31 protein-coding genes are annotated in these 24,354 nt (G+C 73.8%); 23 read left to right on the top strand and 8 right to left on the bottom strand.

The genetic code is table 11. The features are described from left to right. Positions 1-58: 58 nt before the first annotated feature. From AC1VWI_RS14045 to AC1VWI_RS14035, 3 genes are all read left to right on the top strand, one after another. Positions 59-1,030, top strand: coding sequence for an ABC transporter ATP-binding protein (locus tag AC1VWI_RS14045; RefSeq protein WP_499516800.1), 972 nt, complete (start codon positions 59-61; stop codon positions 1,028-1,030). A gap of 202 nt (positions 1,031-1,232) precedes the next feature. Continuing rightward, the gene (locus AC1VWI_RS14040) at positions 1,233-1,949 is read left to right on the top strand and encodes an ABC transporter permease (RefSeq protein ID WP_499516799.1); all 717 of its coding nucleotides are present in this window, start codon (positions 1,233-1,235) and stop codon (positions 1,947-1,949) included. A gap of 67 nt (positions 1,950-2,016) precedes the next feature. Then, complete coding sequence (locus AC1VWI_RS14035) at positions 2,017-2,625, top strand: ABC transporter permease (RefSeq protein WP_499511330.1); 609 nt, start codon at positions 2,017-2,019, stop codon at positions 2,623-2,625. A 15-nt stretch (positions 2,626-2,640) separates the two neighbouring features. Here AC1VWI_RS14035 and AC1VWI_RS14030 read toward each other — a convergent pair whose 3' ends face one another. From AC1VWI_RS14030 to AC1VWI_RS14015, 4 genes are all read right to left on the bottom strand, one after another. Beyond that, positions 2,641-2,715 carry a 50S ribosomal protein bL37 gene (locus tag AC1VWI_RS14030; protein WP_488180945.1) on the bottom strand — a complete coding sequence of 25 codons (75 nt, stop codon included), beginning with the start codon at positions 2,713-2,715 and terminating at the stop codon, positions 2,641-2,643. Positions 2,716-2,784: 69 nt separating this feature from the next. Beyond that, positions 2,785-3,285 (bottom strand): Cys-tRNA(Pro) deacylase, encoded by a 501-nt coding sequence (gene ybaK / locus AC1VWI_RS14025; protein ID WP_499511329.1) that lies wholly within the window; start codon positions 3,283-3,285, stop codon positions 2,785-2,787. A 17-nt stretch (positions 3,286-3,302) separates the two neighbouring features. Continuing rightward, on the bottom strand, positions 3,303-4,010 hold the full coding sequence (locus tag AC1VWI_RS14020) for an LON peptidase substrate-binding domain-containing protein (protein WP_499511328.1): 708 nt from the start codon (positions 4,008-4,010) through the stop codon (positions 3,303-3,305). A gap of 144 nt (positions 4,011-4,154) precedes the next feature. Then, positions 4,155-5,726: an oxidoreductase gene (locus tag AC1VWI_RS14015; RefSeq protein WP_499511327.1), complete on the bottom strand. Its 1,572-nt coding sequence runs from the start codon at positions 5,724-5,726 to the stop codon at positions 4,155-4,157. A gap of 130 nt (positions 5,727-5,856) precedes the next feature. On the opposite strand from AC1VWI_RS14015, the gene hisD reads away from it, so the two are divergent. Genes hisD through hisF form a run of 8 tightly spaced genes read left to right on the top strand, consistent with a single transcriptional unit; the run spans position 5,857 to position 11,603 of the window. After that, positions 5,857-7,179 (top strand): histidinol dehydrogenase, encoded by a 1,323-nt coding sequence (gene hisD, locus AC1VWI_RS14010; RefSeq protein WP_499511326.1) that lies wholly within the window; start codon positions 5,857-5,859, stop codon positions 7,177-7,179. Continuing rightward, positions 7,176-8,276: a histidinol-phosphate transaminase gene (locus AC1VWI_RS14005; protein WP_499511325.1), complete on the top strand. Its 1,101-nt coding sequence runs from the start codon at positions 7,176-7,178 to the stop codon at positions 8,274-8,276. The genes hisD and AC1VWI_RS14005 overlap by 4 nt, the downstream gene beginning before the upstream one ends. A gap of 4 nt (positions 8,277-8,280) precedes the next feature. Then, on the top strand, positions 8,281-8,874 hold the full coding sequence (gene hisB / locus AC1VWI_RS14000) for an imidazoleglycerol-phosphate dehydratase HisB (RefSeq protein ID WP_319661088.1): 594 nt from the start codon (positions 8,281-8,283) through the stop codon (positions 8,872-8,874). Further along, positions 8,874-9,026, top strand: coding sequence for a CG2302 family histidine operon protein (locus AC1VWI_RS13995; RefSeq protein WP_499511324.1), 153 nt, complete (start codon positions 8,874-8,876; stop codon positions 9,024-9,026). Before hisB ends, AC1VWI_RS13995 begins: the two co-directional genes overlap by 1 nt. Positions 9,027-9,039: 13 nt before the next feature. Further along, positions 9,040-9,690, top strand: coding sequence for an imidazole glycerol phosphate synthase subunit HisH (gene hisH, locus AC1VWI_RS13990; RefSeq protein ID WP_499511323.1), 651 nt, complete (start codon positions 9,040-9,042; stop codon positions 9,688-9,690). Positions 9,691-9,703: 13 nt separating this feature from the next. Next, on the top strand, positions 9,704-10,438 hold the full coding sequence (priA, locus tag AC1VWI_RS13985) for a bifunctional 1-(5-phosphoribosyl)-5-((5-phosphoribosylamino)methylideneamino)imidazole-4-carboxamide isomerase/phosphoribosylanthranilate isomerase PriA (protein ID WP_499511322.1): 735 nt from the start codon (positions 9,704-9,706) through the stop codon (positions 10,436-10,438). Continuing rightward, positions 10,435-10,833, top strand: coding sequence for a RidA family protein (locus tag AC1VWI_RS13980; RefSeq protein WP_499511321.1), 399 nt, complete (start codon positions 10,435-10,437; stop codon positions 10,831-10,833). The genes priA and AC1VWI_RS13980 overlap by 4 nt, the downstream gene beginning before the upstream one ends. A gap of 5 nt (positions 10,834-10,838) precedes the next feature. Continuing rightward, positions 10,839-11,603 carry an imidazole glycerol phosphate synthase subunit HisF gene (hisF, locus tag AC1VWI_RS13975; protein ID WP_499511320.1) on the top strand — a complete coding sequence of 255 codons (765 nt, stop codon included), beginning with the start codon at positions 10,839-10,841 and terminating at the stop codon, positions 11,601-11,603. On the opposite strand, the gene AC1VWI_RS13970 is transcribed toward hisF, so the two are convergent. Both AC1VWI_RS13970 and AC1VWI_RS13965 read right to left on the bottom strand, forming a co-directional pair. Continuing rightward, the gene (locus AC1VWI_RS13970) at positions 11,563-12,801 is read right to left on the bottom strand and encodes an MFS transporter (RefSeq protein WP_499511319.1); all 1,239 of its coding nucleotides are present in this window, start codon (positions 12,799-12,801) and stop codon (positions 11,563-11,565) included. The two genes, hisF and AC1VWI_RS13970, sit on opposite strands and share 41 nt — an antisense overlap. A 3-nt stretch (positions 12,802-12,804) precedes the next feature. Then, positions 12,805-12,963, bottom strand: coding sequence for a hypothetical protein (locus tag AC1VWI_RS13965; RefSeq protein WP_499511318.1), 159 nt, complete (start codon positions 12,961-12,963; stop codon positions 12,805-12,807). Between the two features lie 81 nt (positions 12,964-13,044). Here AC1VWI_RS13965 and AC1VWI_RS13960 point away from each other — a divergent pair, with 81 nt between their 5' ends. Together AC1VWI_RS13960 and AC1VWI_RS13955 are read left to right on the top strand one after the other, a co-directional pair. Continuing rightward, on the top strand, positions 13,045-13,656 hold the full coding sequence (locus AC1VWI_RS13960) for a winged helix-turn-helix domain-containing protein (protein WP_499511317.1): 612 nt from the start codon (positions 13,045-13,047) through the stop codon (positions 13,654-13,656). Between the two features lie 20 nt (positions 13,657-13,676). Beyond that, entirely contained in the window at positions 13,677-14,942 is a 1,266-nt protein-coding gene (locus AC1VWI_RS13955; RefSeq protein ID WP_499511316.1) for an MFS transporter, read from the top strand. 6 nt (positions 14,943-14,948) lie between these two features. Here the strand turns inward: AC1VWI_RS13955 and AC1VWI_RS13950 are convergent, their stop codons facing one another. Beyond that, positions 14,949-15,587 carry a TIGR03085 family metal-binding protein gene (locus AC1VWI_RS13950; protein WP_499511315.1) on the bottom strand — a complete coding sequence of 213 codons (639 nt, stop codon included), beginning with the start codon at positions 15,585-15,587 and terminating at the stop codon, positions 14,949-14,951. 39 nt (positions 15,588-15,626) lie between these two features. After that, complete coding sequence (locus AC1VWI_RS13945) at positions 15,627-16,415, bottom strand: hypothetical protein (protein WP_499511314.1); 789 nt, start codon at positions 16,413-16,415, stop codon at positions 15,627-15,629. An 81-nt stretch (positions 16,416-16,496) separates the two neighbouring features. Between AC1VWI_RS13945 and hisI the strand changes: the two genes are divergently transcribed. The 10 genes from hisI (at position 16,497) to AC1VWI_RS13895 (ending at position 24,310) form a co-directional block, all read left to right on the top strand. Continuing rightward, complete coding sequence (gene hisI, locus AC1VWI_RS13940; protein WP_499511313.1) at positions 16,497-16,844, top strand: phosphoribosyl-AMP cyclohydrolase; 348 nt, start codon at positions 16,497-16,499, stop codon at positions 16,842-16,844. 32 nt (positions 16,845-16,876) lie between these two features. After that, a complete protein-coding gene (locus AC1VWI_RS13935; protein ID WP_499511312.1) occupies positions 16,877-18,397 on the top strand; it encodes an anthranilate synthase component I in 1,521 nt (506 codons plus the stop codon). Between the two features lie 57 nt (positions 18,398-18,454). Then, the gene (locus AC1VWI_RS13930; protein ID WP_499511311.1) at positions 18,455-19,132 is read left to right on the top strand and encodes a TIGR02234 family membrane protein; all 678 of its coding nucleotides are present in this window, start codon (positions 18,455-18,457) and stop codon (positions 19,130-19,132) included. A gap of 121 nt (positions 19,133-19,253) precedes the next feature. Next, entirely contained in the window at positions 19,254-19,466 is a 213-nt protein-coding gene (locus AC1VWI_RS13925; protein ID WP_499511310.1) for an HGxxPAAW family protein, read from the top strand. A gap of 108 nt (positions 19,467-19,574) precedes the next feature. Further along, positions 19,575-19,991 (top strand): DUF2752 domain-containing protein, encoded by a 417-nt coding sequence (locus tag AC1VWI_RS13920; protein WP_499511309.1) that lies wholly within the window; start codon positions 19,575-19,577, stop codon positions 19,989-19,991. Between the two features lie 148 nt (positions 19,992-20,139). After that, positions 20,140-20,949, top strand: coding sequence for an indole-3-glycerol phosphate synthase TrpC (trpC, locus tag AC1VWI_RS13915; RefSeq protein WP_499511308.1), 810 nt, complete (start codon positions 20,140-20,142; stop codon positions 20,947-20,949). 8 nt (positions 20,950-20,957) lie between these two features. Then, the gene (gene trpM / locus AC1VWI_RS13910) at positions 20,958-21,095 is read left to right on the top strand and encodes a tryptophan biosynthesis modulator TrpM (protein ID WP_431959897.1); all 138 of its coding nucleotides are present in this window, start codon (positions 20,958-20,960) and stop codon (positions 21,093-21,095) included. A gap of 192 nt (positions 21,096-21,287) precedes the next feature. Beyond that, complete coding sequence (gene trpB, locus AC1VWI_RS13905) at positions 21,288-22,532, top strand: tryptophan synthase subunit beta (RefSeq protein ID WP_499511307.1); 1,245 nt, start codon at positions 21,288-21,290, stop codon at positions 22,530-22,532. Next, positions 22,529-23,338, top strand: a complete 810-nt coding sequence (gene trpA / locus AC1VWI_RS13900; protein WP_499511306.1) for a tryptophan synthase subunit alpha — start codon at positions 22,529-22,531, stop codon at positions 23,336-23,338. Before trpB ends, trpA begins: the two co-directional genes overlap by 4 nt. Positions 23,339-23,413: 75 nt before the next feature. Continuing rightward, positions 23,414-24,310, top strand: a complete 897-nt coding sequence (locus tag AC1VWI_RS13895; RefSeq protein ID WP_499511305.1) for a DsbA family protein — start codon at positions 23,414-23,416, stop codon at positions 24,308-24,310. Positions 24,311-24,354 lie beyond the last annotated feature (44 nt).

The raw sequence follows: 24,354 nt of genomic DNA, 5'->3' as shown, positions 1-24,354 counted from the left end.
CGTAGGCTCGATCCTCGTGAGTACGGGCACGGGACAGGGCGCCACCACGCGGACGGCGATGGTGGTGACCGTGCGCGGGCTGGTGAAGAGCTATCCGGCCGGGCGGGGGCGGCGCGGCGCCGTGAGCCCCCCGGTGCGCGCCAACGACGGCATCGACCTGGACATCCGGGGCGGTGAGATCTTCGGGCTGCTCGGCCCCAACGGTGCCGGGAAGACCACCCTGGTACGCCAGTTGACGGGGCTGCTGCGCCCCGACGCGGGCACCGTCCAGCTCCTCGGGCACGACCTCGTCCGGCACCCGGAGCGCGCGGCGCGGCTGGTCGGCTACCTCGGTCAGGAGTCGAGCGCGCTGGACGAGCTGACCGTCGCCCTGGCCGCCGAGACCACCGGACGGCTGCGCGGCCTGGACGCCAGGGCCGCGCGCGCCGAGCGGGACGCCGTCCTGGAGGAACTGGACCTGACGGCCCTGGCCGCACGGCCGGTGAAGAGGCTGTCGGGCGGGGAGCGGCGGCTCGCCTGCTTCGCCGCCGCCCTGGTGGGCGAGCGGCCGGTGCTCGTGCTGGACGAGCCGACCACCGCCATGGACCCGGTCGCCCGGCGCGCGGTGTGGGCGGCGGTCGACCGGCGGCGCGCCGAACGCGGCACCACCGTGCTGCTGGTCACCCACAACGTGATCGAGGCGGAGACCGTACTGGACCGGGTCGCGGTCATCGACGACGGCCGGGTCATCGCCTGCGACACCCCGGCCGGGCTGAAGGCACTGGTCGCCGACGAGGTACGGCTGGACCTGGTGTGGCGGGACGCGCCCCCGCTGTCGGTGCCCGCCGTGGCGGCCCTGCGCGACGCCGCCCACGTCACCGGGCGCCGCTGGACGCTGCGGCTGCCGCAGCAGCGGGCCCGTTCCGTGGTCGCCGAGCTGACCGGCGGCCCGGCCTTCGGCGCGCTCGACGATTTCACCCTGACGGCGCCGAGCCTGGAGGATGTCTACCTGGCGCTCGGCGGCCGCCGGAAGGGACTGGTCAAGGCGTGAACGGCGGCAACGGCAAAGACGTGACCCTGGACGTGGACCGGAACGTGGACCTGGACGTGCGCGGCATCGCGCAGCGGGGCGGCGTGGAGTGACGATCATCTCCGCGGGAGCGGACACCCGGACGGCGGCACCGGCGGCGCCCACCGCCCCCCTCGGCGAGGCGGCCGCGACGCTCGCCCCGCGCGCCCGGCTGCTGCCGGCGATGGCGGCGGTGTACCGGGCGCAGCTGTCCCGGGCGAAGGTCGCCCGGATCCCGCTGCTGTTCGTGGCGACCTTCCAGTCGGTCGGCATCATGATCATGATGCGTGGCGTGGTCGACGGCGGCCCGGCCGCGCGTGCGGTGGTCGCCGGGTCGAGCGTGCTGGTCGTCGCCTTCGTGGCGCTGAACCTGCTGGCCCAGTACTTCGGGCAGCTGCGCGCCTCCGGCGGGCTCGACCACTACGCCACCCTGCCGGTGCCACCGGCCGCCGTGGTGCTGGGCGTGGCTGGCGCGTACGCGTCCTTCACCGTGCCCGGGACGCTCGTGACGGCGGGCATCGGCTGTGCGCTGTTCCAGCTGCCGTTCGCCCACCTGTGGATCCTCGCCGCGGTCATCCCGCTGGCGGGGGCCGCGCTGTCCGGGCTGGGCGCGGCGCTGGGGCTGTTCGCGCCGCGCCAGGAACTGGCCACCCTCGCCGGTCAGCTCGGCATGTCCGCGGCGCTGCTGCTGGGAGTGCTGCCGGCCGGCAACCTCCCCCAGCCCATCGGCTACGTACGGGACCTGCTGCCCTCCACCTACGGCGTGGAGGCCTTCATCCGCAGCTTCGACGCCCACCCCGACTGGCTGGCGATCACCACCGACCTGTCGGTGTGCGCGGCCGTGGGCCTGGTGTCGCTGGCCGTGGCCACCTGGGCCTACCGCCGGGCGGCCTGCCGGTGACCCGTGGGTGTGGTGCCGGTGAGGTGCCGGTGCCGCGTGCCACGGACGGACCTGGCACGATGGCAGGGTGACCGCACCCCTGACCCCCCATGATCAATGGCCGCCCGCGCCGCTGCCGCCGTTCCCGCAGCAGGAGAGCCGCATGGATCCCGTCCGGGAGCTCAAGAGCGGCGCGCTGACCGCGGTGCTGGTGGCCGTGGCGGGCGTGGTCCTCGGCCTGCTGTGGCTGTGGCTCGCGCCACGGATCCCGCTGGTCTCCGACGGCAAGGCGGTCTACCTCAAGGACACCGAGGGGGAGCAGGCGATCGGCGCCGACGGCGTCTTCGTGCTGCTCGGGCTCGGCATCGGGGTGCTGACCGGGGTTGTCGTCTTCTGGCGCAACCGGCGCGGAGGCGTCGGCGTCGTCCTCGGCATGGCGGTGGGCGCGGTGCTGGGCTCCCTGCTGGCCTGGCGGCTGGGCACCTGGCTCGGCCCCACCAGCGACCTGATCGCGCACGCCAGGGCGGTCGGCGCGAAGAAGGTGTTCGACGGCCCCCTCGCACTGCAGGCCAAGGGCGCGCTCCTGGCCTGGCCCATAGGGGCCGTCCTCACCCATCTGCTGCTCACCACGGGTTTCGGGCCGCGCGACGAGCAGCCCCCCACCGTGCAGTGGACGCCGCCGCCCCCGGGCGCGTGACCCGGGGCCCGCAGGTCACGCCGGGCGCCTGCCGTGGTTGGCGTTGCGCTTCTTGATCCGCCACTTGCGCTTGCGGGTGCGCTTGGACATCGGGCCTCCTCCCCTGGACCGGGTGTGCTTCCCGGCAGAGTGCGCCCGTACGGCCCCGCCGTCCAGGGGTCAGGCGCGACCGATCGGCGCGACGACCGCATCCGTGAGCCGCACCAGGTCCTGCGGCGCCAGCTCGACCTCCAGGCCGCGCTTGCCGGCCGAGACGAAGACCGTGGGGTGCTCCAGCGCGGAGGCGTCAACGACGGTGCGCAGCCGCTTGCGCTGCCCCAGCGGGGAGATGCCGCCCCTGACGTATCCGGTGGTCCGCTCGGCGGCGGCCGGATCCGCCATCCCGGCGCGCTTCCCGCCGGCAGCGGAGGCCAGCGCCTTGAGGTCCAGTGAGCCCGCGACGGGGACGACGGCGACGGTCAGCGCCCCGTCCACGTCGGCGACGAGGGTCTTGAACACCCGGCCGGGGGAGGTGCCCAGCGCCTGCGCGGCCTCCTCCCCGTAGCCGAGCTCCGAGGCGGGGTCATGGGCGTACGCGTGCACGGTGAAGGCGGCACCCGCCTTCTCCAGGGCGACGGTGGCGGGCGTGCCGCCGGAGGATGACTGCTTCTTCTTGGCCATGGCGCTGTGAGGATACGTCAGTTCGGGCTCGGGACCTGCCGGGTCAGGTCCACGGCGGGCAGGGTGCCGAGCTTGTTGATGACGGCCGCCTCGCGGCGCAGCAGCCGCAGTTCCCGCTCCAGCCGGGCCGCGGTGTCCGGGGCCTCCAGCAGGGCCTGCTTCTCCGGGGTCCCGGCGACGGTCGCGGCCGCCACGAGGTACGACAGCACGGTCGGGTCGTCCGGCAGCTCCTGGCTCCCCGCCAGGCTCCGCTCCCGCGCCCCGGCCAGCCGCTTCTGGTAGGTGCGGAAGGCCCGCGCCACGTCGGCCGCCAGCGCCCCCGACCCGGTGCCGGGCTCCTCCTGGACCTCCTCGACCTCTCCGACCAGGTACGGCCCGGAGGAGTCCACCGACAGCAGCCGGAAGCGCGTCGTGCCGGTCGCCACGACGTCGAAGCCGCCGTCCTCGCGCTCCCCGATCGTCGCCGCGTCCGCGGTGCAGCCCAGCGCGTACAGCGCCCCTGACAGGTCCGGCGCGTACCCGGCGGCGGCCTCCTCCGCGCCGGCGGGGGCGACCTCGTGGCCGTCCCGGATCGCCACGACGCCGAAGGTGCGCGGCGCGTCCTCCGGCAGGGCCAGCAGGTCGCGGAAGAGCGCGCGGTAGCGCTCCTCGAAGACGTTCAGCGGCAGCACGAGCCCCGGGAAGAGGACGGAGCCGAGCGGGAAGAGCGGAAGGCGAGCGGTCACGGTCAGCAATCCTAGGGCCTGCGGCGTTCACCCCCATCGTCGTCCTCGTCCCGCACCACCCGTTTTCGCCCCGTACGGCCTGTATGCGGCCATCGCCGCCCACCGGGCGCACCGGCTCACCGGGCCCGCCGGCCCGCGGCGGCGTCAGCCGCGGCGCAGCAGGCGGGAGGCGCCGGCGGCGACCGTGGTGGCGAGGATCCAGCCGAGCATGCTGAGGACCGCGGCGGCCCATTGGGCGTTGCCGGTCAGGCGCCAGGCGTTGTCCTGCCCGAGGTTGATGACCGGCAGGAGCAGGTCGAGGGCGAAGAGGGAGGGGTTCCAGTCGGGGAAGGCGCCGCCGTCGACGGGATCGGGCCGGCCGTGCGCGGTGAAGAAGACCGCGCCGAAGGCCCAGAGCAGCGCCATCCATATGGCGGCGCGGCCCGGGCGGTAGCCGTAGCCGACGGTCACGTCCTGCAGGTAGCCCCACAGCTTGCCCGCGAGGGGGAGGGTCTCGCGGCGCCGGCGTTGCTTGGCCAGCAGCACCTCGCGGGCGTCGGCGTCCTCGCCGCTCGCGCGCAGGGCGGCCGACAGGTGCTCGTACGGCTCGGGGCTGTACTCCGGGGTGGCCGCGGCCAGCCAGGCGATCCGGGCGCGCAGCGGGAAGGCGCCCTCGGGGCTGAGGGAGCCGTAGGCGAAGCCGGTCAGGTCGAGACCGCCGGCGTCGGGCCAGCAGGTACGGCTGTCCGTGAGGTTGCCCACTCGCGCGCCGGCCAGCGAGATCGTCCCGGTCGGCGGCTGGTCGAGGGTGAGCCGCAGCTCGGGCGTCTGGATCCGGCGCAGTGACAGCTGCTGGCCGCCGGTGAGCCGGAACCGCGCCTGGTGGATGATCACCGCGTTGCCGAACCGGCCGTCGTCCAGCCGCACCCCGCCGTCCGAGCTGAAGCGCCGGGTGCGCACGCCCAGCGGCGGGGTGCCACCGCCGGAGCCGCCGGTGCCGACGTAGCCCGCGCTCAGGTAGAGGGTGTGCTCGACGGTGACCCGGGCCGCGTTGAGCGCGTAGCGCCCGTACGGGTTGTGCAGCCGGCTGCCGCGCAGGCTGAGCCGGCCGCCGATGCGGGCGCTGCGCAGGCTGATCTCGCCGGTCGCCTCGATCAGCTCGGCTTCGACGTCCTGGGCGACGCTGAGCCCGTCGGCCGCCAGCGCCCGGCCGTGCCGGTCCTTGCGCAGGGTGATCTGGTTGAGCAGCAGGTCCGTGCCGATGTGGGCGTCGGTGAGCCGTATCCCGCCCTCGATCGTGCACTGCGGCAGGTGCAGGTCGCCCGAGGTGTGCAGCCGGGCCGCCTCCAGCCGCGGTATGGCGCAGCGCACCATGCGCAGGGTCGTGAAGCTGCACTCCGCGAGCAGCACCTGCTGCTCGAAGCGGCAGTCGTGCAGCTCCACGTACGGCACCACCGTGCCGCCCGAGAGGTTGAGCTGACCGCTGATCTGGGCCCCGGACAACTTCACGCACGACACGCGCCCGGAGGCGGCCTGCGGCCCGTCGAGCAGCAGTTTGGCGATCACCTCGGCCCGCACCGTGCGGTCCGGTCCCCAGAAGCGGTCGGCGGCCGGGTCGTCCCGCTCCGGGATGCCGGTGCGCAGGTCGTACAGCTCCCCCCGGCGGAAGGCCTCCCACAGGCCCTGCTCCACAGCGCTCCAGTCGTGCGGCGGCGCGACGTCCGACGGCTCGGTCACCGGTCTCCCTCCCGTGGCTGGCGACGACGACGGAAACGCTAGCCGGGGAGATCATGGGACGGGGCCCGTACGCGTATCACGGACTGATACTCGACGAAGGCCGTGAGGGCGGTTCTCTACACTTGGGAGGGTGATCTCCCGAATCGATCTGCGCGGCGACGCCTTCCCGGCGGACGGCGTCGACCGCGACCTGCTGCCCCGTGCCGAGCTCGACGTCGAGGCCGCACTGGAGAAGGTGCGCCCGATCTGCGAGGACGTGAAGCATCGTGGCACCGCGGCACTGATCGACTACGCGGAGAAGTTCGACGGCGTCACCATCGACCGGGTGCGGGTTCCGGCCGAGGCGCTGACCCGGGCCCTGGCGGAGCTGGACCCGAAGGTGCGGGCCGCGCTGGAGGAGTCGGTCCGCCGCGCCCGGCTCGTGCACGGCGAGCAGCGCCGCACCGACCACACCACGCAGGTCGTGCCGGGCGGCACGGTCACCGAGCGCTGGGTGCCGGTGGAACGCGTGGGCCTGTACGTGCCCGGCGGCCGCTCGGTCTACCCGTCCTCCGTGGTGATGAACGTGGTGCCCGCGCAGGAGGCCGAGGTCGGCTCGATGGCCGTCGCCTCGCCCCCGCAGAAGGAGTTCGGCGGGCTCCCGCACCCGACGATCCTCGCCGCGTGCGCGCTGCTCGGCGTGGACGAGGTGTATGCCGCGGGCGGCGCCCAGGCCGTCGCGATGTTCGCCTACGGCACCGAGGAGTGCCGTCCGGTGAACATGGTCACCGGCCCCGGCAACATCTGGGTCGCCGCCGCCAAGCGCCTGCTCAAGGGCCGCATCGGCATCGACGCGGAGGCGGGCCCGACCGAGATCGCCATCCTCGCCGACGCCACCGCCGACCCGGTGCACGTCGCCGCCGACCTGATCAGCCAGGCCGAGCACGACCCGCTGGCCGCCGCCGTCCTGGTCACCGACTCCGTGGACCTCGCCGAGGCGGTGGAGAAGGAGCTGGAGACCCAGGTCGCGGCGACCAAGCACGTCGAGGACCGGATCGCCCCCGCGCTGTCCGGCCGCCAGTCCGGCATCGTCCTGGTCGACGGGATCGAGCAGGGCCTGCAGGTGGTGGACGCCTACGCGGCCGAGCACCTGGAGATCCAGACCGCGGACGCCGCCGTCGTCGCCGCCCGGGTGCGCAACGCGGGCGCGGTCTTCGTCGGCGCGTACGCGCCCGTCTCGCTCGGCGACTACGCGGCGGGCTCCAACCACGTCCTGCCCACCGGCGGCTGCGCCTGCCACTCCTCGGGCCTGTCCGTGCAGTCCTTCCTGCGCGGCATCCACGTCGTGGACTACACCCGCGAGGCGCTCGCCGAGATCGCCGCGCACGTGGTGACCCTGGCCGACGCCGAGGACCTGCCCGCGCACGGCGCCGCGGTCCGCGCCCGATTCGATTGGACGGTACCGGGTCCGTGACCGGCATCGACGACCTGCCCATCCGGGACGAACTGCGCGGCAAGTCCCCCTACGGCGCCCCGCAACTCGACGTCCCCGTACGCCTGAACACCAACGAGAACCCGTACCCGCTGCCCGAGGCGCTGGTCGAGCGGATCGCCGAGCGGGTCCGCGAGGCCGCCCGCGACCTCAACCGCTACCCCGACCGGGACGCGGTGGAGCTCCGCACCCAACTGGCCGGGTACCTGACCCGCACCGCGGGCCACGCGGTGGGACTCGCCAACGTGTGGGCCGCCAACGGCTCCAACGAGGTCATCCAGCAACTGCTGCAGACCTTCGGCGGCCCCGGGCGCACCGCGATCGGCTTCGAGCCCTCGTACTCCATGCACGGGCTGATCTCCCGCGGCACCGGCACCGGCTGGATCTCCGGCCCGCGCCGCGAGGACTTCACCATCGACGTGACCGCCGCCGCGCGGGTCATCGCCGAGCAGCGGCCGAACGTGGTCTTCATCACCTCGCCCAACAACCCCACCGGCACCGCCGTCGCCGCCGACACCGTCGTGGCGCTGTACGAGGCCGCCCAGGCCGCCCGGCCCGCCCTGGTGGTGGTCGACGAGGCGTACGGCGAGTTCAGCCACGGCCCGTCCCTGCTGCCGCTGATCGAGGGCCGCCCCAACATGGTGGTCAGCCGCACCATGTCGAAAGCCTTCGGCGCGGCCGGCCTGCGGCTGGGCTACCTCGCCGCCGACCCGGCGGTGGTGGACGCCGTCCAGCTGGTGCGGCTGCCGTACCACCTGTCGGCCGTCACCCAGGCCACCGCGCTGGCCGCCCTGGAGCACACCGATACGCTGCTGGGGTACGTCGAGCAGCTGAAGGCCGAGCGGGACCGCCTGGTCGGGGAGCTGCGGGCGATCGGCTGCGAGGTCACCGACTCAGACGCCAACTTCGTCCAGTTCGGCCGCTTCGAGGACAGCCACCGCGCCTGGCAGGCGATCCTCGACCGCGGCGTGCTCGTCCGCGACAACGGCGTACCGGGCTGGCTGCGGGTCACCGCGGGCACCCCGGCCGAGAACGACGCGTTCCTCGAAGCGGTACGCGAGCTGAAGAAGGAGCAGTAACCACATGACCCGCGTCGGCCGCGTGGAGCGCACGACCAAGGAGACGTCCGTCGTCGTCGAGCTCGACCTCGACGGCACCGGCAGGACCGAGATCTCCACCGGAGTCGGCTTCTACGACCACATGCTCGACCAGCTCGGCCGCCACGGCCTCTTCGACCTCACGGTCAAGACCGAGGGCGACCTGCACATCGACACCCACCACACCATCGAGGACACCGCCCTCGCGCTGGGCGCCGCCTTCAAGCAGGCGCTCGGCGACAAGGTGGGCATCTACCGCTTCGGCAACTGCACCGTGCCGCTGGACGAGTCCCTCGCCCAGGTCACCGTCGACCTGTCGGGCCGCCCGTACCTGGTGCACACCGAACCCGAGAACATGGCGCCGATGATCGGCTCCTACGACACGACGATGACCCGGCACATCCTGGAGTCCTTCGTCGCCCAGGCGCAGATCGCGCTGCACGTCCACGTCCCGTACGGGCGCAACGCCCACCACATCGTGGAGTGCCAGTTCAAGGCGCTGGCCCGGGCCCTGCGCTACGCCTCCGAGCGCGACCCGCGCGCCGCGGGCATCCTCCCGTCGACGAAGGGCGCCCTCTGATGAGCAAGCCGGCCGTTCTCTTCATCCTGCTCGGCCTCTTCCTGGCCGGCGGGGTGTACTCCTTCTGGAAGCAGAAGATGCCCAAGAGCATCGTCGTGCTGCTCGGTGTCGGCTCGGCCATGTCGCTGGCGGCCGGCCTGCTGCGGCTGTAGGGGGTTCCGGCAGATGAGCAAGGCCGCCAAGAAGGTCGTGGTCCTCGACTACGGCTTCGGCAACGTCCGTTCCGCCGAGCGCGCGCTCGCCCGGGTGGGCGCGGACGTGGAGATCACCGCCGACTTCGACAGGGCCATGAACGCCGACGGGCTGCTCGTCCCCGGCGTCGGCGCCTTCGCCGCCTGCATGGCCGGGCTGAAGGCGGTGCGCGGTGAGTGGATCATCGGCCGCCGGCTGTCGGGCGGCAGGCCCGTGATGGGCATCTGCGTCGGCATGCAGATCCTCTTCGAGAGGGGCGTCGAGCACGGCGTCACCACGGAGGGCTGCGAGGAGTGGCCCGGCACCGTGGAGCCGCTGCGCGCACCGGTCGTGCCGCACATGGGCTGGAACACCGTCAAGGCGCCCGAGGACTCCCGGCTGTTCGCCGGCCTGGACGCCGACGCCCGCTTCTACTTCGTGCACTCCTACGCGGTGCGCAGCTGGGAGCTGGAGACCGCCAACCCCGGCATCCGGGTCCCCAAGGTCACCTGGGCCACGCACGGCGAGCCCTTCGTCGCGGCGGTGGAGAACGGTCCGCTGTGGGCCACCCAGTTCCATCCGGAGAAGTCCGGCGACGCCGGCGCCCAGCTGCTGACCAACTGGCTCGACACCTTCAAGGACTAGGACGTACGCCGCCATGAGCACGACGCACCGCCTCGAACTCCTTCCCGCCGTCGACGTCCGCGACGGCCAGGCCGTCCGCCTCGTCCACGGAGAGTCCGGCTCCGAGACGTCCTACGGGGACCCGATGGCCGCCGCCCTGGCCTGGCAGCAGGCCGGTGCCGAATGGCTGCACCTGGTCGACCTGGACGCCGCCTTCGGCACCGGGGACAACCGGGAGCAGATCGCCGAGGTGGCCCGCTCCATGGACATCAAGGTCGAGCTGTCCGGCGGCATCCGTGACGACGGGACGCTGACCGCGGCGCTCGCCACCGGCTGCACCCGGGTCAACCTCGGCACCGCTGCCCTGGAGACCCCGGAGTGGGTCGCCAAGGTCATCGCCGAGCACGGCGACCGGATCGCGGTCGGCCTGGACGTCCGCGGCACCACCCTGCGCGGCCGCGGCTGGACCCGCGACGGCGGCGACCTCTACGAGACGCTGGCGCGTCTGGACTCCGAGGGCTGCGCCCGCTACGTCGTCACCGACATCAACAAGGACGGTACCCTCCAGGGCCCCAACGTCGAGCTGCTCAGGAACGTGTGCGCCGCGACCGACCGGCCGGTGGTCGCCTCCGGCGGTGTCTCCTCCCTCGACGACCTGCGGGTCCTGGCGACTCTGGTCCCGGAGGGCGTCGAAGGCGCCATCGTGGGTAAGGCCCTGTACGCCAAGGCGTTCACCTTGGAAGAGGCTCTGGAGGCTGTGTCGCGATGACCCAAACCCCTGCCGTACGGCGTGTGCAGAGCGACAGCCCCTGGGAGGAGCAGTTCGGTTTCGCACGTGGCGTCGCGGCGGGGGACCGGGTCCTCGTCGGCGGCACGATGCCGTTCGTCGGAACCATGCTGTACGGCGAGGGCGACCCGTACGAGCAGGCCAAGACGGCGTTCACCAACGCGCTCGGCGTGCTGGAGGAGTTCGGCCTCGGCGCCGAATCGGTCGTCCGCACCCGCATGTACCTCACCCACACCCGCGACGTGGACGCGGTGGGCCGGGCCCACAAGGAGTTCTTCGACGCCGTGCGACCCACCGCGACGGTGGTCGTCGTCTCCGGTTTCGTGGACTCCCGGGTCCTGGTCGAAGTCGAACTGGAAGCATTCCGAGGAGCTTGAGCACCATGACCCTGGCGGTCCGAGTCATCCCCTGCCTGGACGTGGACAACGGCCGGGTCGTCAAGGGCGTCAACTTCCGGAACCTGCGGGACGCCGGCGACCCCGTCGAGATGGCCAAGCTGTACGACGCCGAGGGCGCCGACGAGCTGACCTTCCTCGACATCACGGCCTCCTCCGGCAACCGCGAGACGACCTACGACGTGGTGCGGCGCACCGCCGAGCAGGTCTTCATCCCGCTCACCGTCGGCGGCGGCGTGCGGTCCGCCGAGGACGTCGACAAGCTGCTGCGCGCCGGGGCCGACAAGGTCGGCGTCAACACCGCGGCGATCGCCCGGCCCGAGCTGCTGCGCGAGATCGCCGAACGGTTCGGCCGCCAGGTGCTGGTGCTGTCCGTTGACGCCCGCCGCACCGACGCCGGGACACCGTCCGGCTACGAGGTGACCACGCACGGCGGCCGCCAGGGCACCGGCATCGACGCCGTGGAGTGGGCGCACCGCGCGGCCGAGCTGGGCGCCGGCGAGATCCTGCTCAACTCGATGGACGCCGACGGCACCAAGGACGGCTACGACACGGAGATGATCGCCGCCGTCCGCAAGCACGTCACCGTCCCCGTCATCGCCTCCGGCGGCGCGGGCCGCCTCACCGACTTCCCCCCGGCCGTCGCCGCCGGCGCCGACGCCGTCCTGGCCGCCTCCGTCTTCCACTTCGGCGACCTGCGCATCGGCGACGTCAAGCGGACCCTCCGGGGCGCCGGGCACCCGGTGCGCTAGGCGCCCCGTTCCGGCCCGCGGCCCGGACGGCGACGCGGTCGCGGGCCAGGAGGGGCCGCGCGGCGGCGAGGGTGAGGGCGGTGAGGGTGACGCCGCTCGCGGCGCTGACGGCGGCCGCGGGGAGGGAGCCGTCGGCGAGGATCAGGCCGCTGACGGCGGAGCCGCCCGCGATGCCGGTGGTGACCAGGGTGACCAGCCAGGCGAAGGCCTCGGTGACGGTGCCCGCCGGGGCGAGTTCGCCGGTGAGCCCGAACACCACGGTGAGCAGCGGCGCGAAGAACACCCCGCTCAGCAGGGCGGCAGCCGCCATCGGCAGCGGGCCGGGGACCAGGGCGAAGGGCCAGAAGGTGACGGCCATCCCGGCGGCGGTGACGGCCGCCTTGGTGGCCGGGTCCGCCCGCCAGGGCAGGACGGCGATCAGCAGGGCGCCGATCAGGGCGCCGGTGGAGTTCAGCGCCAGCAGGGTGCCCGCGCCGCCGGGCAGCGGGTGGCGCTCGGCGTAGGCGACGGCGAAGACGTTGAACGTGCCCAGCGCCCAGCCGCATCCGGCCAGCGCGCACAGCAGCACCACCAGGGCCCGGTTGCGCAGCGGACCCAGCCAGTCGACGGAACGGGTGGCGGAGGCCCAGGCACGGGAGGGCGCGGAGGTCGCGACGGAGAGCGCGCCCACCACCCCGAGGACGGCCGCGGCCAGCAGCGCCAGCCGGGCCGGGCCGAGCACCGCCAGCCCGCCGACCAGGAGCGGGCCGGCGATGAAGACCAGTTCCTGCGCGCCGGCGTCCACCGCGTACGCGGACTCCAGTTCGTCCGGCTCGACGAGGTCCGGCCAGAGCGCGCGCAGGCACGGCTCCAGCGGCGGCGAGGCGGCCCCGGCGACGGCCGGGCCGAGCACGGCCACCGCCGTGCTGCCCGGTGCGGCGGCCAGCGCGGCGAAGCCGCCAGCCGAGACCAGCGCCGAGACGATCAGCACGCGCGGCTGGCCCAGCCGGTCCGCCCACCGTCCGAGCAGCGGCCCGCCGATCGCTCCGGACACCGCGTAGATGCCCCCGGCGGCGCCCACCAGCCGGTAGTCCGCGCCGGCCGCGCGGAGCGCCAGCGCGATGGCCAGGGCCGCCATCGCGGTCGGCAGCCGTCCGACGAGCGAACCGGACAACAACCGGCCCACATGGGGCCGGCGGAGCAGCTTCAGGTACGGCACACGTCACCCACGGAGGTCGAGCGTTGCGGCGATCACGTCGTGCACCAGGGTCTCACCCGGCGCACGGTTCTCCGCCGGCCGTCCGAGGTCCCCGTCGGCATCGGCCGCGAAGTCCGCCTCGTGGCACGGGCCTTGACCGCCGTCGTCCTCCCGGGTGGACATCCCGATCAGTCGCCCCGATGTGCAGGATCAGTTGCGCAATTTCTATTGCGCAAATTTCCTTTCCTATCTAGCCTCCCGGGTATGCCCGAGGAAGAGACGGAAGAGACCTCCGCAGACCCCCAGAGGATCACCGACCTCGACGCGCTCAAGGTCTTCACGCACCCGCTGCGCATCGAGCTCTACCGCGCCCTGTTCACCGCCCGCACCGCCACCGCCTCCCAGCTGGCCGACCAGGTCGACGAGGCGGTGTCGCTGGTCAGTTACCACCTGCGCAAGCTGGCCGCGCACGGCTTCATCACCGAGGCCCCCGGGCAGAGCTCGGACGGCCGCGAGCGGTGGTGGAAGGTCAGCTCCGAACGCGGATTGGCCTTCCGCACCTCGGACTTCGCCGACCGCCCCGAGGGCGCCGCCGTCATGGGCGAGGTGGCCCGGCAGCTCCTCGCCACCCGGTACGCGCGCTACGCCGCCTACCTCGACCAGCAGTTCGCCTGGGACAAGGAGTGGACCGACGCGTCCTTCAGCTCCGAGTACATGCCCCGGCTCACCGCGCAGGAGATGCGCCGGTTCGGCGATGAGCTGGGGGAGCTGGTCATGCGCTGGGTCGACCGCGGGCGCGCCGCCGAGGAGGCGGGCGACACCGAGGGCCGTGAGCACGTCGCGGTGCACCTGTACGGATTCCCCCACCGGCCGTGAGCCCCGAAGGAGGCGACCGCATGACGGCGCCCGCCACCGCCGCACCGTCCCTGTCCCCTTCCCGTGCCCCCGCCCACCGGGACGCCAACGTCCTGCGCTGGCTCGCCGCCTTCACCGCCTCGCTCGTCGGCGACGCCGTGTGGTTCCTCGCCCTGTCCTGGGCCGCCACCCGCGCCGGGGACCCCGGGCGGGCCGGCCTGGTCCTCGCGGCCGGCGCCGTGCCGCGCGCGGTGCTGATGCTCGGCGGGGGAGTGCTGGCCGACCGGTTCGGGCCGCGACGCATCGTCATCGGCAGTGATCTGACCCGGTGCGCGGTGATGTTCGCGGCGGCCGCGCTGCTCGCCCTCACCACCCCCGGGCTGTGGGCGCTGGCCGTGGTCGCGGTGCTCTTCGGCGCCGTGGACGCGGTGTTCCTGCCCGCCGTCGGCGCCCTGCCGACGCGCATCACCGGCCCGGACCAACTGGGCCGCCTGCACGGGATGAAGGGCATCGCGATGCGGGTCGGCAACGTGGCCGGCGCCTCGCTCGGCGGCACGGCCGTCGCGACCGGCGGCGCCCCCACCGCGTTCGCCGTCGCGGGCGTGCTGTTCGCGGTCTCGCTCGTGCTGCTGCTCGCCGTCCGCGTGGCCCCGCTGCGGCCCGACGACGGTGCCGCACAGGCGGGCGGCACCCCGTGGCGGGAGCTGGTGGACGGCCTGCGCCACATCCGCGGACGGCGCGCGCTCACCGCGCTCATGGTCGTCATCGCGGTCGGCGAGCTCGGTTTCGCCGGGCCGTTCAACATCGGCCTCGTGCTGGTCGCCGCCGACCGGGGCTGGGGCGCCGCCGGGCTCGGCTGGATCGTCAGCGGCTTCGGCGCCGGCGCGGGCGCCGCCTCACTGCTGCTGACGGTGCGCGGCCGGCTGCCGCGCGCCGGGCTGGCCCAGGCCTGCTGCCTGGGGTTGGGGGCGGTCGCGGTGGCCGCCTTCGTCTTCGTCCCCGCGCTGCCGGGGGCGGTCGCCGTGGCCGTCGTGATCGGCCTCGTGGCAGGACTGAGCGGCGCACTGTGCGGAGCCCTGCTGCAGACCCTCACCGACCCCGCCTACCTCGGCCGGGTCAGTTCGGTGGCCGCGCTGTTCTCGCTCGGCGTCGCCCCGATGAGCTACCCGCTCACCGGGGCCGCCATCGGCGCCTGGGGTCCGCAGCCGGTGTTCGTCGTCAGTGCGGCGGTCGCGGCCGCGGGGGCCGTCGCGGGACTCGCCGCGCCGGCGCTGCGGCGGGCGGAACTCGCCCGCCGCCCCGGGTAGCCGGACTCAGGCCGTGATCCCGAGCCTGGCGTCGTACAGCCGGGTCACCGCGTCCTTGTCGCCCTCGGTCTCCACCCGGGCGGAGTCCTGCCGGCCGAAGGCGAACAGCAGCAGCTCGCCGGGCTCCCCGGTGACCGTGACGACCGGGGCGCCGCGGTGCGCCACCGCGGTCTGCCCGTCCGGCCGGCGCAGCACCACGCCGACCGGGGCCTTGCGGCCCAGCAGCCGGGCGGAGCGCTCCAGCCGGGACCAGAGCAGTTCGGCGAAGACGGGGTCCAGTTCGCGCGGCGACCAGTCCGGCTGGGCCCGGCGCACGTCCTCGGCGTGGACGAAGAACTCGACGGTGTTGGCCGCCTCGTCGATCTGCTTGAGGGCGAACGGCGACAGCCGCGGCGGCCCGGTGCGGATCAGCCGGATCAGTTCCTGGAAGGGCCGTTCCGCGAACTCCTTGCGCACACGCTCCGACCGGTCCGCGAGGAAGGGGATGACCAGGCCGGCCGAGGCGTCACCGCGGCGCTCCCGCACCACGATGTGGGCGGCGAGGTCGCGGGTGGTCCAGCCCTCGCAGAGGGTTGGCGCCTCGGGTCCGGCACTCTCCAGCAGGTCGGCGAGGAGCAGACGTTCACGCTGGGCATGAGTCGACATGCCGTCAGCCTACGTCCGGCCCCCGCCGGTGGGCAGCAGCTACGGCAGCGGTTTCGTCAGCTTCTTGCCGTCCAGCTTGTTGCTGAGGGTCAGGGAGCAGGAGATGGTGTCCTTGCCCTGCACCTGGTAGCCCGAGAGCTTCGGGTACAGCGCGTAGTAGTAGTACCCGGGGTTGTCCTTGACGTCCTTCAGGCGCTTGGCGGCGTCCGCCTCGCACAGCTTCAGGACCTTGGCCTTGAGCGCGGCCTCCGTGCCGAAGGTGCCCGTGATGGTCTCGTTGGCGATGACCTCGGCGTCGTGCGGGCCGTTGCAGGAGACCGTCGTGACCTCGGTGACGCCGCTGTCCAGGCCCGGATCGTCGAAGCACTGGCCGGGGCTGAGCACGACGTACTTGCGGAAGGTCTCGGAGGGGTCCGGCTCCGTGGACGCGGTCGCCGTGTCCTGCGTGGCGGGGGCCGAGGCCGTGGGGCTGCTGCTGGTGGACCCGGTGGCGCCCTTGTCGTCGTCCTCGCCGCCGCTCAGCGCGATCGCCAGACCGCCGACGACGACGGCTATCAGGACGACCGCGCCGATGACGATCGCGGCCACCTTCGCGCCGCCACCGCTGCGCGGCGGCTGCGGCGGGGGCGGGTAGCCGTAACCGCCGCCCTGCTGAGCAGGCCCGGGGAACTGCGGCTGGTTCTGGTACGGCGGCAACGGCTGCGGCTGGTACTGCGGCTGCGACTGGGGCTGGTACTGCGGCGGGCCGAAACCCCCCGGGGGCGGCCCAAAACCGCCGCCCTGTCCGGAGCGCGGGTCGTCGGGCGGCGACGGCGGAGGAAAACTCATGGACGAAGCATGCCCCATACGGGTGAGCGGGGTGAGGGCAGGAGCCGAAGTCACGCCGCCCGCAGCGGGCAGAATGGGGGTATGGAATCCCCGCTCGACCCAGCCGTCGCCGCCCGTCTCAAGCGCACCGCCGACGGCCTCGTCCCCGCCGTCGCGCAGCAGTACGACACCGGCGAAGTCCTCATGCTCGGATGGATGGACGACGAGGCGCTGCACCGCACCCTCACCACCGGCCGCTGCACCTACTGGAGCCGCAGCCGCCAGGAGTACTGGGTCAAGGGCGACACGTCCGGGCACGTCCAGCACGTGAAGTCTGTTGCCCTGGACTGCGACGGCGACACCATCCTCGTCAAGGTCGACCAGGTCGGCGCGGCCTGCCACACCGGCGACCGCACCTGCTTCGACGCGGGCGAACTGCCGCTGGCCTGAAGCGGCCGCGCCCGGGCACTAGGCTGCGGACCATGACCACGGGCACCGTCACCCCCGACCTCGACACCTTCCGCAAGCTGGCGCAGGACCGCCGTGTCATCCCGGTCAGCAGGAAGCTGCTGGCCGACGGGGACACCCCGGTCGGCCTGTACCGGAAGCTCGCCGCCGAGCGCCCCGGCACCTTCCTGCTGGAGTCCGCGGAGAACGGCCGCTCGTGGTCCCGCTACTCGTTCGTCGGCGTCCGCAGCGCCGCCACCTTGACCGAGCGCGACGGCCGGGCCCACTGGCTCGGCACGCCGCCGGTCGGCGTGCCGGACGGCGGTGACCCGCTGGAGGCGCTGCGGGCCACGATCGAGGCCCTGCACACCCCGCGCGACCTGCACGACGACGCGGGCCTGCCGCCGTTCACCGGGGGCATGGTCGGCTACCTCGGCTACGACGTCGTGCGCCGCCTGGAGCGCATCGGCGACCATGCCCGAGACGACCTGGGCCTGCCCGAGCTCACGATGCTGCTCACCTCCGACCTGGCGGTGCTCGACCACTGGGACGGCTCGGTGCTGCTGATCGCCAACGCGATCAACCACAACGACCTCGACACCGGCGTCGACGAGGCGTACGCCGAGGCCGTGCGGCGGCTCGACGCCATGACCGCCGACCTGGCCCGTCCCGTGGACTCCGCGCCCGTAGAGCTGCCGCCGTCCCGGCTGCCGGAGGAGGTCACCTCGCGCTTCGGCGGGGCCGCGTACCAGGCCGCGGTGGAGACGGCCAAGGAGTACATCCGGGCCGGCGACGCCTTCCAGGTCGTGCCCTCGCAGCGGTTCGAGACACCCTGTCCGGCGAGCGCGCTCGACGTCTACCGCGTGCTGCGGGCGACCAACCCCTCCCCCTACATGTACCTGCTGCGCTTCGACGGCTTCGACGTCGTCGGGTCCAGCCCCGAGGCGCTGGTGAAGGTCGAGGACGGCCGGGCCATGGTGCACCCCATCGCGGGCACCCGCCCGCGCGGCGCGACGCCCCGGGAGGACCAGGCGCTCGCCGACGAACTGCTCGCCGACCCCAAGGAGCGCGCCGAGCACCTGATGCTGGTCGACCTGGGCCGCAACGACCTGGGGAGGGTCTGCGAGCCCGGCAGCGTCGAGGTCGTCGACTTCATGTCGATCGAGCGGTACAGCCACGTCATGCACATCGTCTCCACCGTCACCGGCAGCCTCGGCGCCGGCCGCACGGCCTTCGACGTCCTCACCGCCTGCTTCCCCGCGGGCACCCTGTCGGGGGCGCCCAAGCCGCGCGCGATGCAGATCATCGACGAGCTGGAGCCCACCCGGCGCGGGCTGTACGGCGGCGCCGTGGGCTACCTCGACTTCGCCGGGGACTCCGACACCGCCATCGCCATCCGCACCGCGGTGCTGCGCGGCGGGACCGCCTACGTCCAGGCCGGCGCCGGCATCGTCGCCGACTCCGACCCGGTCAGCGAGGACACCGAGTGCCGGAACAAGGCCGCCGCGGTGCTGCGCGCCGTCGCCACGGCGGGCCGGATGCGCGGCGGGGCGTGACCGCCACCGGCGGGACCCGCGTGCCGGGGCGCGGGAACGACGGGGGATAGTGGTCCGGTGAGCAGTTCCGTACCCCAGTCCGTACCCCAGCCCCGCACCGTCGCAGATCCGGCCGCCGGGCCCGCACCCCGCCGGGCGGCCGGCCGCGGCAGCCTCGTCCTCGCCCTGGCGAGCGGCGTGGCCGGCGCCGCGGTCGTGCTCCTGGCCTCGGGCAAGACCTGGCAGAAGGGCAGCGCCCCGTTCGCCGGCGGCGGGATGCCGGTCAGCGTCTCCGGCCACCAGGTCACCGGGGTGCCGGGCGCGCTCGCGCTGGTGGGACTCGCCGCCCTCGTGGCGGTCTTCGCCGTACGGGGAGCGGCCCGGCTGCTCGTCGGCGGGCTGCTCGCGCTGTGCGGGGCCGGGGCCCTCGCGGCGGCGCTGCTCGCGCTCGGCGACACCGCGGCCCTGGACGCCGCCGCGGCGACCGCCAGCGGCCTCAGCCGTACGACCGTCACCGGGGCCACCACCAGTGCCTGGCCGGGCTTGTCCGCGGCCGGTGGCGTGCTGCTGCTGTCCGCAGGCGTCGTCGCCCTGCTCCGCGCCCGGACCTGGCCGGGGATGTCGAACCGGTACGACCGCGACACCCCGAAGGCGTCGCAGCCCGCACGTACCGCCGCACCCGCCGCCGGCGAGGAGCGCCCCGAGGACCTGTGGAAGGCGCTGGACCGCGGCGAGGACCCCACCGAGGCGCCCTGACGCGCCGGGCCACCCCCCGCGCGCGGAGCGTGAGCGCAACGGGGGACAATGGCGCGTGACGCGCGCCATCGCGCGGGCGGAGCAACTGACGACCCTTTTGTAGAACGACTTGGGAGCACTCATGGCGGGCAACAGCCACGGACACACCCCTGCCGCCTGGACCGGCGTGACCATCGCCTTCATCGGCTTCTGCGTCGCGGCTGCCTTCGTCGTCCTGGCGGAGCCGATCGGTATGTTCGCCGGCCTGGCGGTCGCCGCCCTGGGCGGTCTGATCGGTCTCGGTATGCGCGCCGCGGGCCTCGGCAAGCCGGTGCCGGAGAAGCAGCACGGCTGACCCGGGCACGGACCCCGCAGCCGCCGCCGGCGCATCCGCCGGCGGCGGTTGCGTCCTTTCCGGCCACCCCGGGTGTCCCCGGCGGGCGCGGCGCGGGACAATCACCGCGTGACCGAGACCGCCGCCAGGCCGAAGCCGATTGCCCTCGCCGCCCCGCTGGGCGTGCTCGGCGGTGTCGCCGCCGCCTTCGCGTACGTCGGCACCTTCGACCCGAACGAGGCCGGGCACTACCCGGTCTGCCCCCTGCTGCACTACACGGGCCTGTACTGCCCCGGCTGCGGCGGGCTGCGCAGCGCGTACGCGGTCGTGCACGGCGACTTCGGCGCGGCGTTCGGCCTCAACGCGCTGGCCGTGGCGGGCTACCTGCTCTTCGCCGTGGTGTGGACGGTCTGGCTCACCCGGACGCTGCGCGGCCGCCCCTTCTCGCTCGCGCTGCGGGCCGTCCACTGGTGGGCGATCACGGGTGTCGTGCTGCTCTTCACCGTCGTCCGGAACCTTCCGTTCGGCACCGCGCTGGCGCCCTGACCAGCGACGAAGGGGCGCCCGGACCGTCCGTCCGGTGGGCCCCCGCCCCGCCGGATGCGGGTCCTCCGCCCACCGGCGGTTACCATCGCAGTGCTGGTGGAACATCTCACTGGCCTGATCGTTTCGCTTTCGGAAGGGGTCCTCTCGCGTGAGTGTGCTCGACGAGATCATCGACGGAGTCCGCGAGGACCTCGCCGAGCGGCAGGCCCGGGTCTCCCTCGACGAGCTCAAGGAGCGGGCGGCGAAGGCGCGCGACGCCAAGGACGGCGTGGCGGCCCTGCGCGGGGACAGCGTCAAGGTCATCTGCGAGGTCAAGCGGTCCAGCCCCTCCAAGGGAGCTCTGGCCGCCATCGCCGACCCCGCGGGCCTGGCCGCGGACTACGAGGCGGGCGGCGCCGCCGTCATCTCGGTCCTCACCGAGCAGCGCCGCTTCGGCGGCTCGCTGGCCGACCTCGAGGCCGTCCGGGCCAAGGTCGACATCCCCGTGCTCCGCAAGGACTTCATCGTCACCGCCTACCAGCTCTGGGAGGCCCGCGCCTACGGTGCCGACCTGGCGCTGCTGATCGTCGCGGCGCTGGAGCAGGACGCGCTGGTCTCCCTGATCGAGCGGGCCGGGTCCATCGGGCTCACCCCGCTGGTCGAGGTGCACGACGAGGAGGAGGTCGAGCGCGCCGTCGACGCGGGCGCCCGCATCATCGGCGTCAACGCGCGCAACCTCAAGACCCTCGAGGTCGACCGCGGCACCTTCGCCCGCGTCGCCCCGGAGATCCCGGACCACATCGTCAAGGTGGCCGAGTCCGGCGTCCGCGGCCCGCACGACCTCATCGCCTACGCCAACGACGGCGCCGACGCCGTCCTCGTCGGCGAGTCGCTGGTGACCGGCCGCGACCCCAAGTCCGCCGTGGCCGACCTCGTGGCCGCCGGCGCGCACCCCGCGCTGCGCCACGGACGGGGCTGACCGGCCCCATGACGACCTACGCGCGACTGGCCCGGGGCTGCCGTCCCCGTGGCTGCCGCGCGCCCGCGCGGCGCGTCCTCGGCCGCCGCGTGCGCTACCACATCGGCTGCGAGCCGGGTCAGATCAACGGGCGCCGATGGCGCTGACGGCAGCGCCGTCCTCCTGATGACCGGGGCACGGGCGTGCCCACCGGCGTCCCGCCGGTGAGCGTCCCGCCGTGCTCCCCGGCCGCGGGCGTGCGCATGCCGCCGACGGCGCCGAACGCGCCGTAACGTGACCATTGGTACGCGAAACCCTGGGGGCTGCCGACGCGCGCCCCCGAAGGAGCCGAGAACGTCATGTCCGAAGACTTCTTCATCCCCGACCCCGAGGGCCGGGTGCCCAGTGCCGAGGGCTACTTCGGCAGGTTCGGCGGCAAGTTCATCCCGGAGGCGCTGGTCGCCGCCGTGGACGAGGTCGCCGTGGAGTACGACAAGGCGAAGTCCGATCCGGCCTTCGCCGCGGAACTGAACGACCTGCTGGTGCACTACACCGGCCGCCCGAGCCCGCTCACCGAGGTGCCGCGGTTCGCGGAGCACGCCGGCGGGGCACGGGTCTTCCTCAAGCGGGAGGACCTCAACCACACCGGCTCGCACAAGATCAACAACGTGCTGGGCCAGGCGCTGCTCACCAAGCGCATGGGCAAGACCCGGGTCATCGCCGAGACCGGCGCGGGCCAGCACGGTGTGGCGACGGCCACCGCCTGCGCCCTGTTCGGCCTGGAGTGCACCATCTACATGGGCGAGGTCGACACCGAGCGCCAGGCGCTCAACGTCGCCCGCATGCGCATCCTCGGCGCCGAGGTGATCCCCGTGAAGTCGGGCAGCCGCACGCTGAAGGACGCGATCAACGAGGCGTTCCGCGACTGGGTCGCCAACGTGGACCGCACCCACTACCTCTTCGGCACGGTCGCGGGCCCGCACCCCTTCCCGGCGATGGTGCGCGACTTCCACCGCGTCATCGGCGTCGAGGCCCGCCGCCAGATCCTGGAGCGCGCGGGCCGGCTGCCGGACGTGGTCGCCGCCTGCGTGGGCGGCGGGTCCAACGCGATCGGCCTGTTCCACGCCTTCATCCCGGACGAGGGCGTACGCCTGGTCGGCCTGGAGGCGGCGGGACACGGCGTGGACTCCGGCGAGCACGCGGCGACGCTCACCGTCGGCGAGCCCGGCATCCTGCACGGCTCCCGCTCCTACGTCCTGCAGGACGACGAGGGCCAGATCACCGAGCCGTACTCGATCTCGGCCGGCCTGGACTACCCCGGCATCGGCCCCGAGCACGCCTACCTCAAGGAGACCGGCCGCGCCGAGTACCGCCCGGTCACCGACGACGAGGCGATGCAGGCGCTGCGCCTGCTGTCCCGCACCGAGGGCATCATCCCGGCCATCGAGAGCGCGCACGCCCTCGCCGGCGCGCTGGGGGTCGGCCGGGAGCTGGGCGAGGAGGGCCTGGTCCTGGTCAACCTCTCCGGCCGCGGCGACAAGGACATGGACACGGCCGCCCGCTACTTCGGGCTGTACGACGAGGCTGAAGGAGCACAGCGGTGAGCGGGCAGATCGAGCTGCTGGACCGGACCCTGGCCGGCGCCAGGGCCGAGGGGCGCGCCGCCCTGGTGGCCTACCTCCCGGCCGGTTTCCCGACCGTGGAGGGCGGCATCGAGGCGGCGAAGGCGGCCCTGGACGGCGGTGCCGACGTCGTCGAGATCGGCCTGCCGCACAGCGACCCCGTGCTGGACGGCCCGGTCATCCAGACCGCGGACGACATCGCGCTGCGCGGCGGCGTGCGGATCAAGGACGTGCTGCGCACGGTGCGGGAGGCGCACGCCGCGACCGGGAAGCCGATCCTGGTCATGACGTACTGGAATCCGGTGGACCGCTACGGCACCGAGCGCTTCGCGGCCGAGCTGGCCGAGGCGGGCGGCGCGGGCTGCATCCTGCCGGACCTGCCGGTGGAGGAGTCCGAGGTGTGGCGGAAGGCCGCCGAGCAGCACGGACTGGCCACCGTCTTCGTGGTCGCCCCGAGCAGCCGGGACGAGCGGCTGGCGAAGATCACGGCGGTGGGCTCCGGCTTCGTCTACGCGGCCTCGCTGATGGGCGTCACCGGCACCCGCGAGAGCGTCGGCGCCGAGGCGGCCGACCTGGTGCGGCGCACCCGGGCCCAGACCGAGCTGCCGGTCTGCGTGGGCCTGGGCGTCTCCAACGCCGCCCAGGCGGCCGAGGTGGCGGCCTTCGCGGACGGGGTGATCGTCGGCTCGGCGTTCGTCAAGCGGCTGCTCGACGCGCCGGACCTGGAGCAGGGCCTGACCGGGGTGCGCGAGCTGGCGGCGGACCTCGCCCAGGGCGTCCGCCGGTAGCGGCGCCTCACTCTTCCGGGCGAAACATGGGCCGGGGGTACGCGCGAGCGTGCCCCCGGTTCGTTGTGCCTGGGTGTGAGCGAGAAGAACCGTGAAGGAAAGCGCAGTGCCCGGGACCGGCTGCAGGAGCAGCGCGCGGAGGACGAGCGCCGGCACAAGCGCAAGAGGACGCTGATCGTCGCGGGCTCCGTGGTGGGGGTCCTGGCCGTCGGCGCCGTCATCGGGGTCGTGGTGGCGGGCAGCGGCGGCGGTTCCGGCGCCCCGGCCGTCACCCCGGTGGGCGCGACCGGCAAGGACAGGCTGGCCCTCCCCAACGGCGCGAGCGACGCCCCGTCCACCCTGACCGTGTACGAGGACTTCCGGTGCCCGGCCTGCGCGGCCTACGAGAACGAGCTCCGCGACACCATCCACGGCCTCCAGGACCAGGGCCAGCTCAAGGTCGAGTACCACCTCGTCCGGCTCATCGACGGGAACCTGGGCGGTACCGGCTCGCTCAACGCCGCCAACGCCGCGGCCTGCGCGCAGGACGAGGGCAAGTTCCGCGCGTACCACGACGTCCTCTACCAGAACCAGCCGCAGGAGAACGACGACCACTTCGCCGACAAGACCTACCTGCTGGAGCTGGCCGGCAAGGTGCCGGGGCTGAAGACCGACGCCTTCACCACCTGCGTGAAGGACGGCACGTACGACGACTGGGTGAACGCCAACAACGAGGCCTTCGGCGCCGCCGGCTTCAACTCCACGCCCACCATCCTGCTCAACGGCGGGGAGAACCTGCTCGCCAAGGGGCAGCCCAACCTGACCGCGGACCGGCTGAAGCAGCTGGTCACCGAGGCCAACAAGGGCAAGAAGCCCGGCACCGCGACGCAGGGCGCCACCCCGCCGAGCGCTTCCGGGTCGCCGGGCGCGCCGGGATCGGCGAGCGGCTCCGCGCCCGCGGGAGGCTCTCCCGCGGCCTCGCAGGGCGGCTGAGCTCCCGCCCGTTATCCAGCCGTTGCCGGGCGGGTGCCCGCCGC

This window comes from Streptomyces sp. TOM-9, assembly GCF_056858595.1.
This window is presented reverse-complemented; position numbering and strand designations above follow the sequence as displayed.

Coding starts and splice junctions, on each gene's coding strand:
- AC1VWI_RS14045 (WP_499516800.1), top strand. CDS start 59: ATGGTGGTGACCGTGCGCGGGCTGGTGAAGAGCTATCCGGCCGGGCGG.
- AC1VWI_RS14040 (WP_499516799.1), top strand. CDS start 1,233: ATGGCGGCGGTGTACCGGGCGCAGCTGTCCCGGGCGAAGGTCGCCCGG.
- ybaK (WP_499511329.1), bottom strand. CDS start 3,285: ATGGCCAAGAAGAAGCAGTCATCCTCCGGCGGCACGCCCGCCACCGTC.
- hisB (WP_319661088.1), top strand. CDS start 8,281: ATGACCCGCGTCGGCCGCGTGGAGCGCACGACCAAGGAGACGTCCGTC.
- AC1VWI_RS13995 (WP_499511324.1), top strand. CDS start 8,874: ATGAGCAAGCCGGCCGTTCTCTTCATCCTGCTCGGCCTCTTCCTGGCC.
- hisH (WP_499511323.1), top strand. CDS start 9,040: ATGAGCAAGGCCGCCAAGAAGGTCGTGGTCCTCGACTACGGCTTCGGC.
- priA (WP_499511322.1), top strand. CDS start 9,704: ATGAGCACGACGCACCGCCTCGAACTCCTTCCCGCCGTCGACGTCCGC.
- AC1VWI_RS13980 (WP_499511321.1), top strand. CDS start 10,435: ATGACCCAAACCCCTGCCGTACGGCGTGTGCAGAGCGACAGCCCCTGG.
- hisF (WP_499511320.1), top strand. CDS start 10,839: ATGACCCTGGCGGTCCGAGTCATCCCCTGCCTGGACGTGGACAACGGC.
- AC1VWI_RS13965 (WP_499511318.1), bottom strand. CDS start 12,963: ATGTCCACCCGGGAGGACGACGGCGGTCAAGGCCCGTGCCACGAGGCG.
- AC1VWI_RS13960 (WP_499511317.1), top strand. CDS start 13,045: ATGCCCGAGGAAGAGACGGAAGAGACCTCCGCAGACCCCCAGAGGATC.
- AC1VWI_RS13955 (WP_499511316.1), top strand. CDS start 13,677: ATGACGGCGCCCGCCACCGCCGCACCGTCCCTGTCCCCTTCCCGTGCC.
- AC1VWI_RS13950 (WP_499511315.1), bottom strand. CDS start 15,587: ATGTCGACTCATGCCCAGCGTGAACGTCTGCTCCTCGCCGACCTGCTG.
- AC1VWI_RS13945 (WP_499511314.1), bottom strand. CDS start 16,415: ATGAGTTTTCCTCCGCCGTCGCCGCCCGACGACCCGCGCTCCGGACAG.
- hisI (WP_499511313.1), top strand. CDS start 16,497: ATGGAATCCCCGCTCGACCCAGCCGTCGCCGCCCGTCTCAAGCGCACC.
- AC1VWI_RS13935 (WP_499511312.1), top strand. CDS start 16,877: ATGACCACGGGCACCGTCACCCCCGACCTCGACACCTTCCGCAAGCTG.
- AC1VWI_RS13925 (WP_499511310.1), top strand. CDS start 19,254: ATGGCGGGCAACAGCCACGGACACACCCCTGCCGCCTGGACCGGCGTG.
- trpM (WP_431959897.1), top strand. CDS start 20,958: ATGACGACCTACGCGCGACTGGCCCGGGGCTGCCGTCCCCGTGGCTGC.
- trpB (WP_499511307.1), top strand. CDS start 21,288: ATGTCCGAAGACTTCTTCATCCCCGACCCCGAGGGCCGGGTGCCCAGT.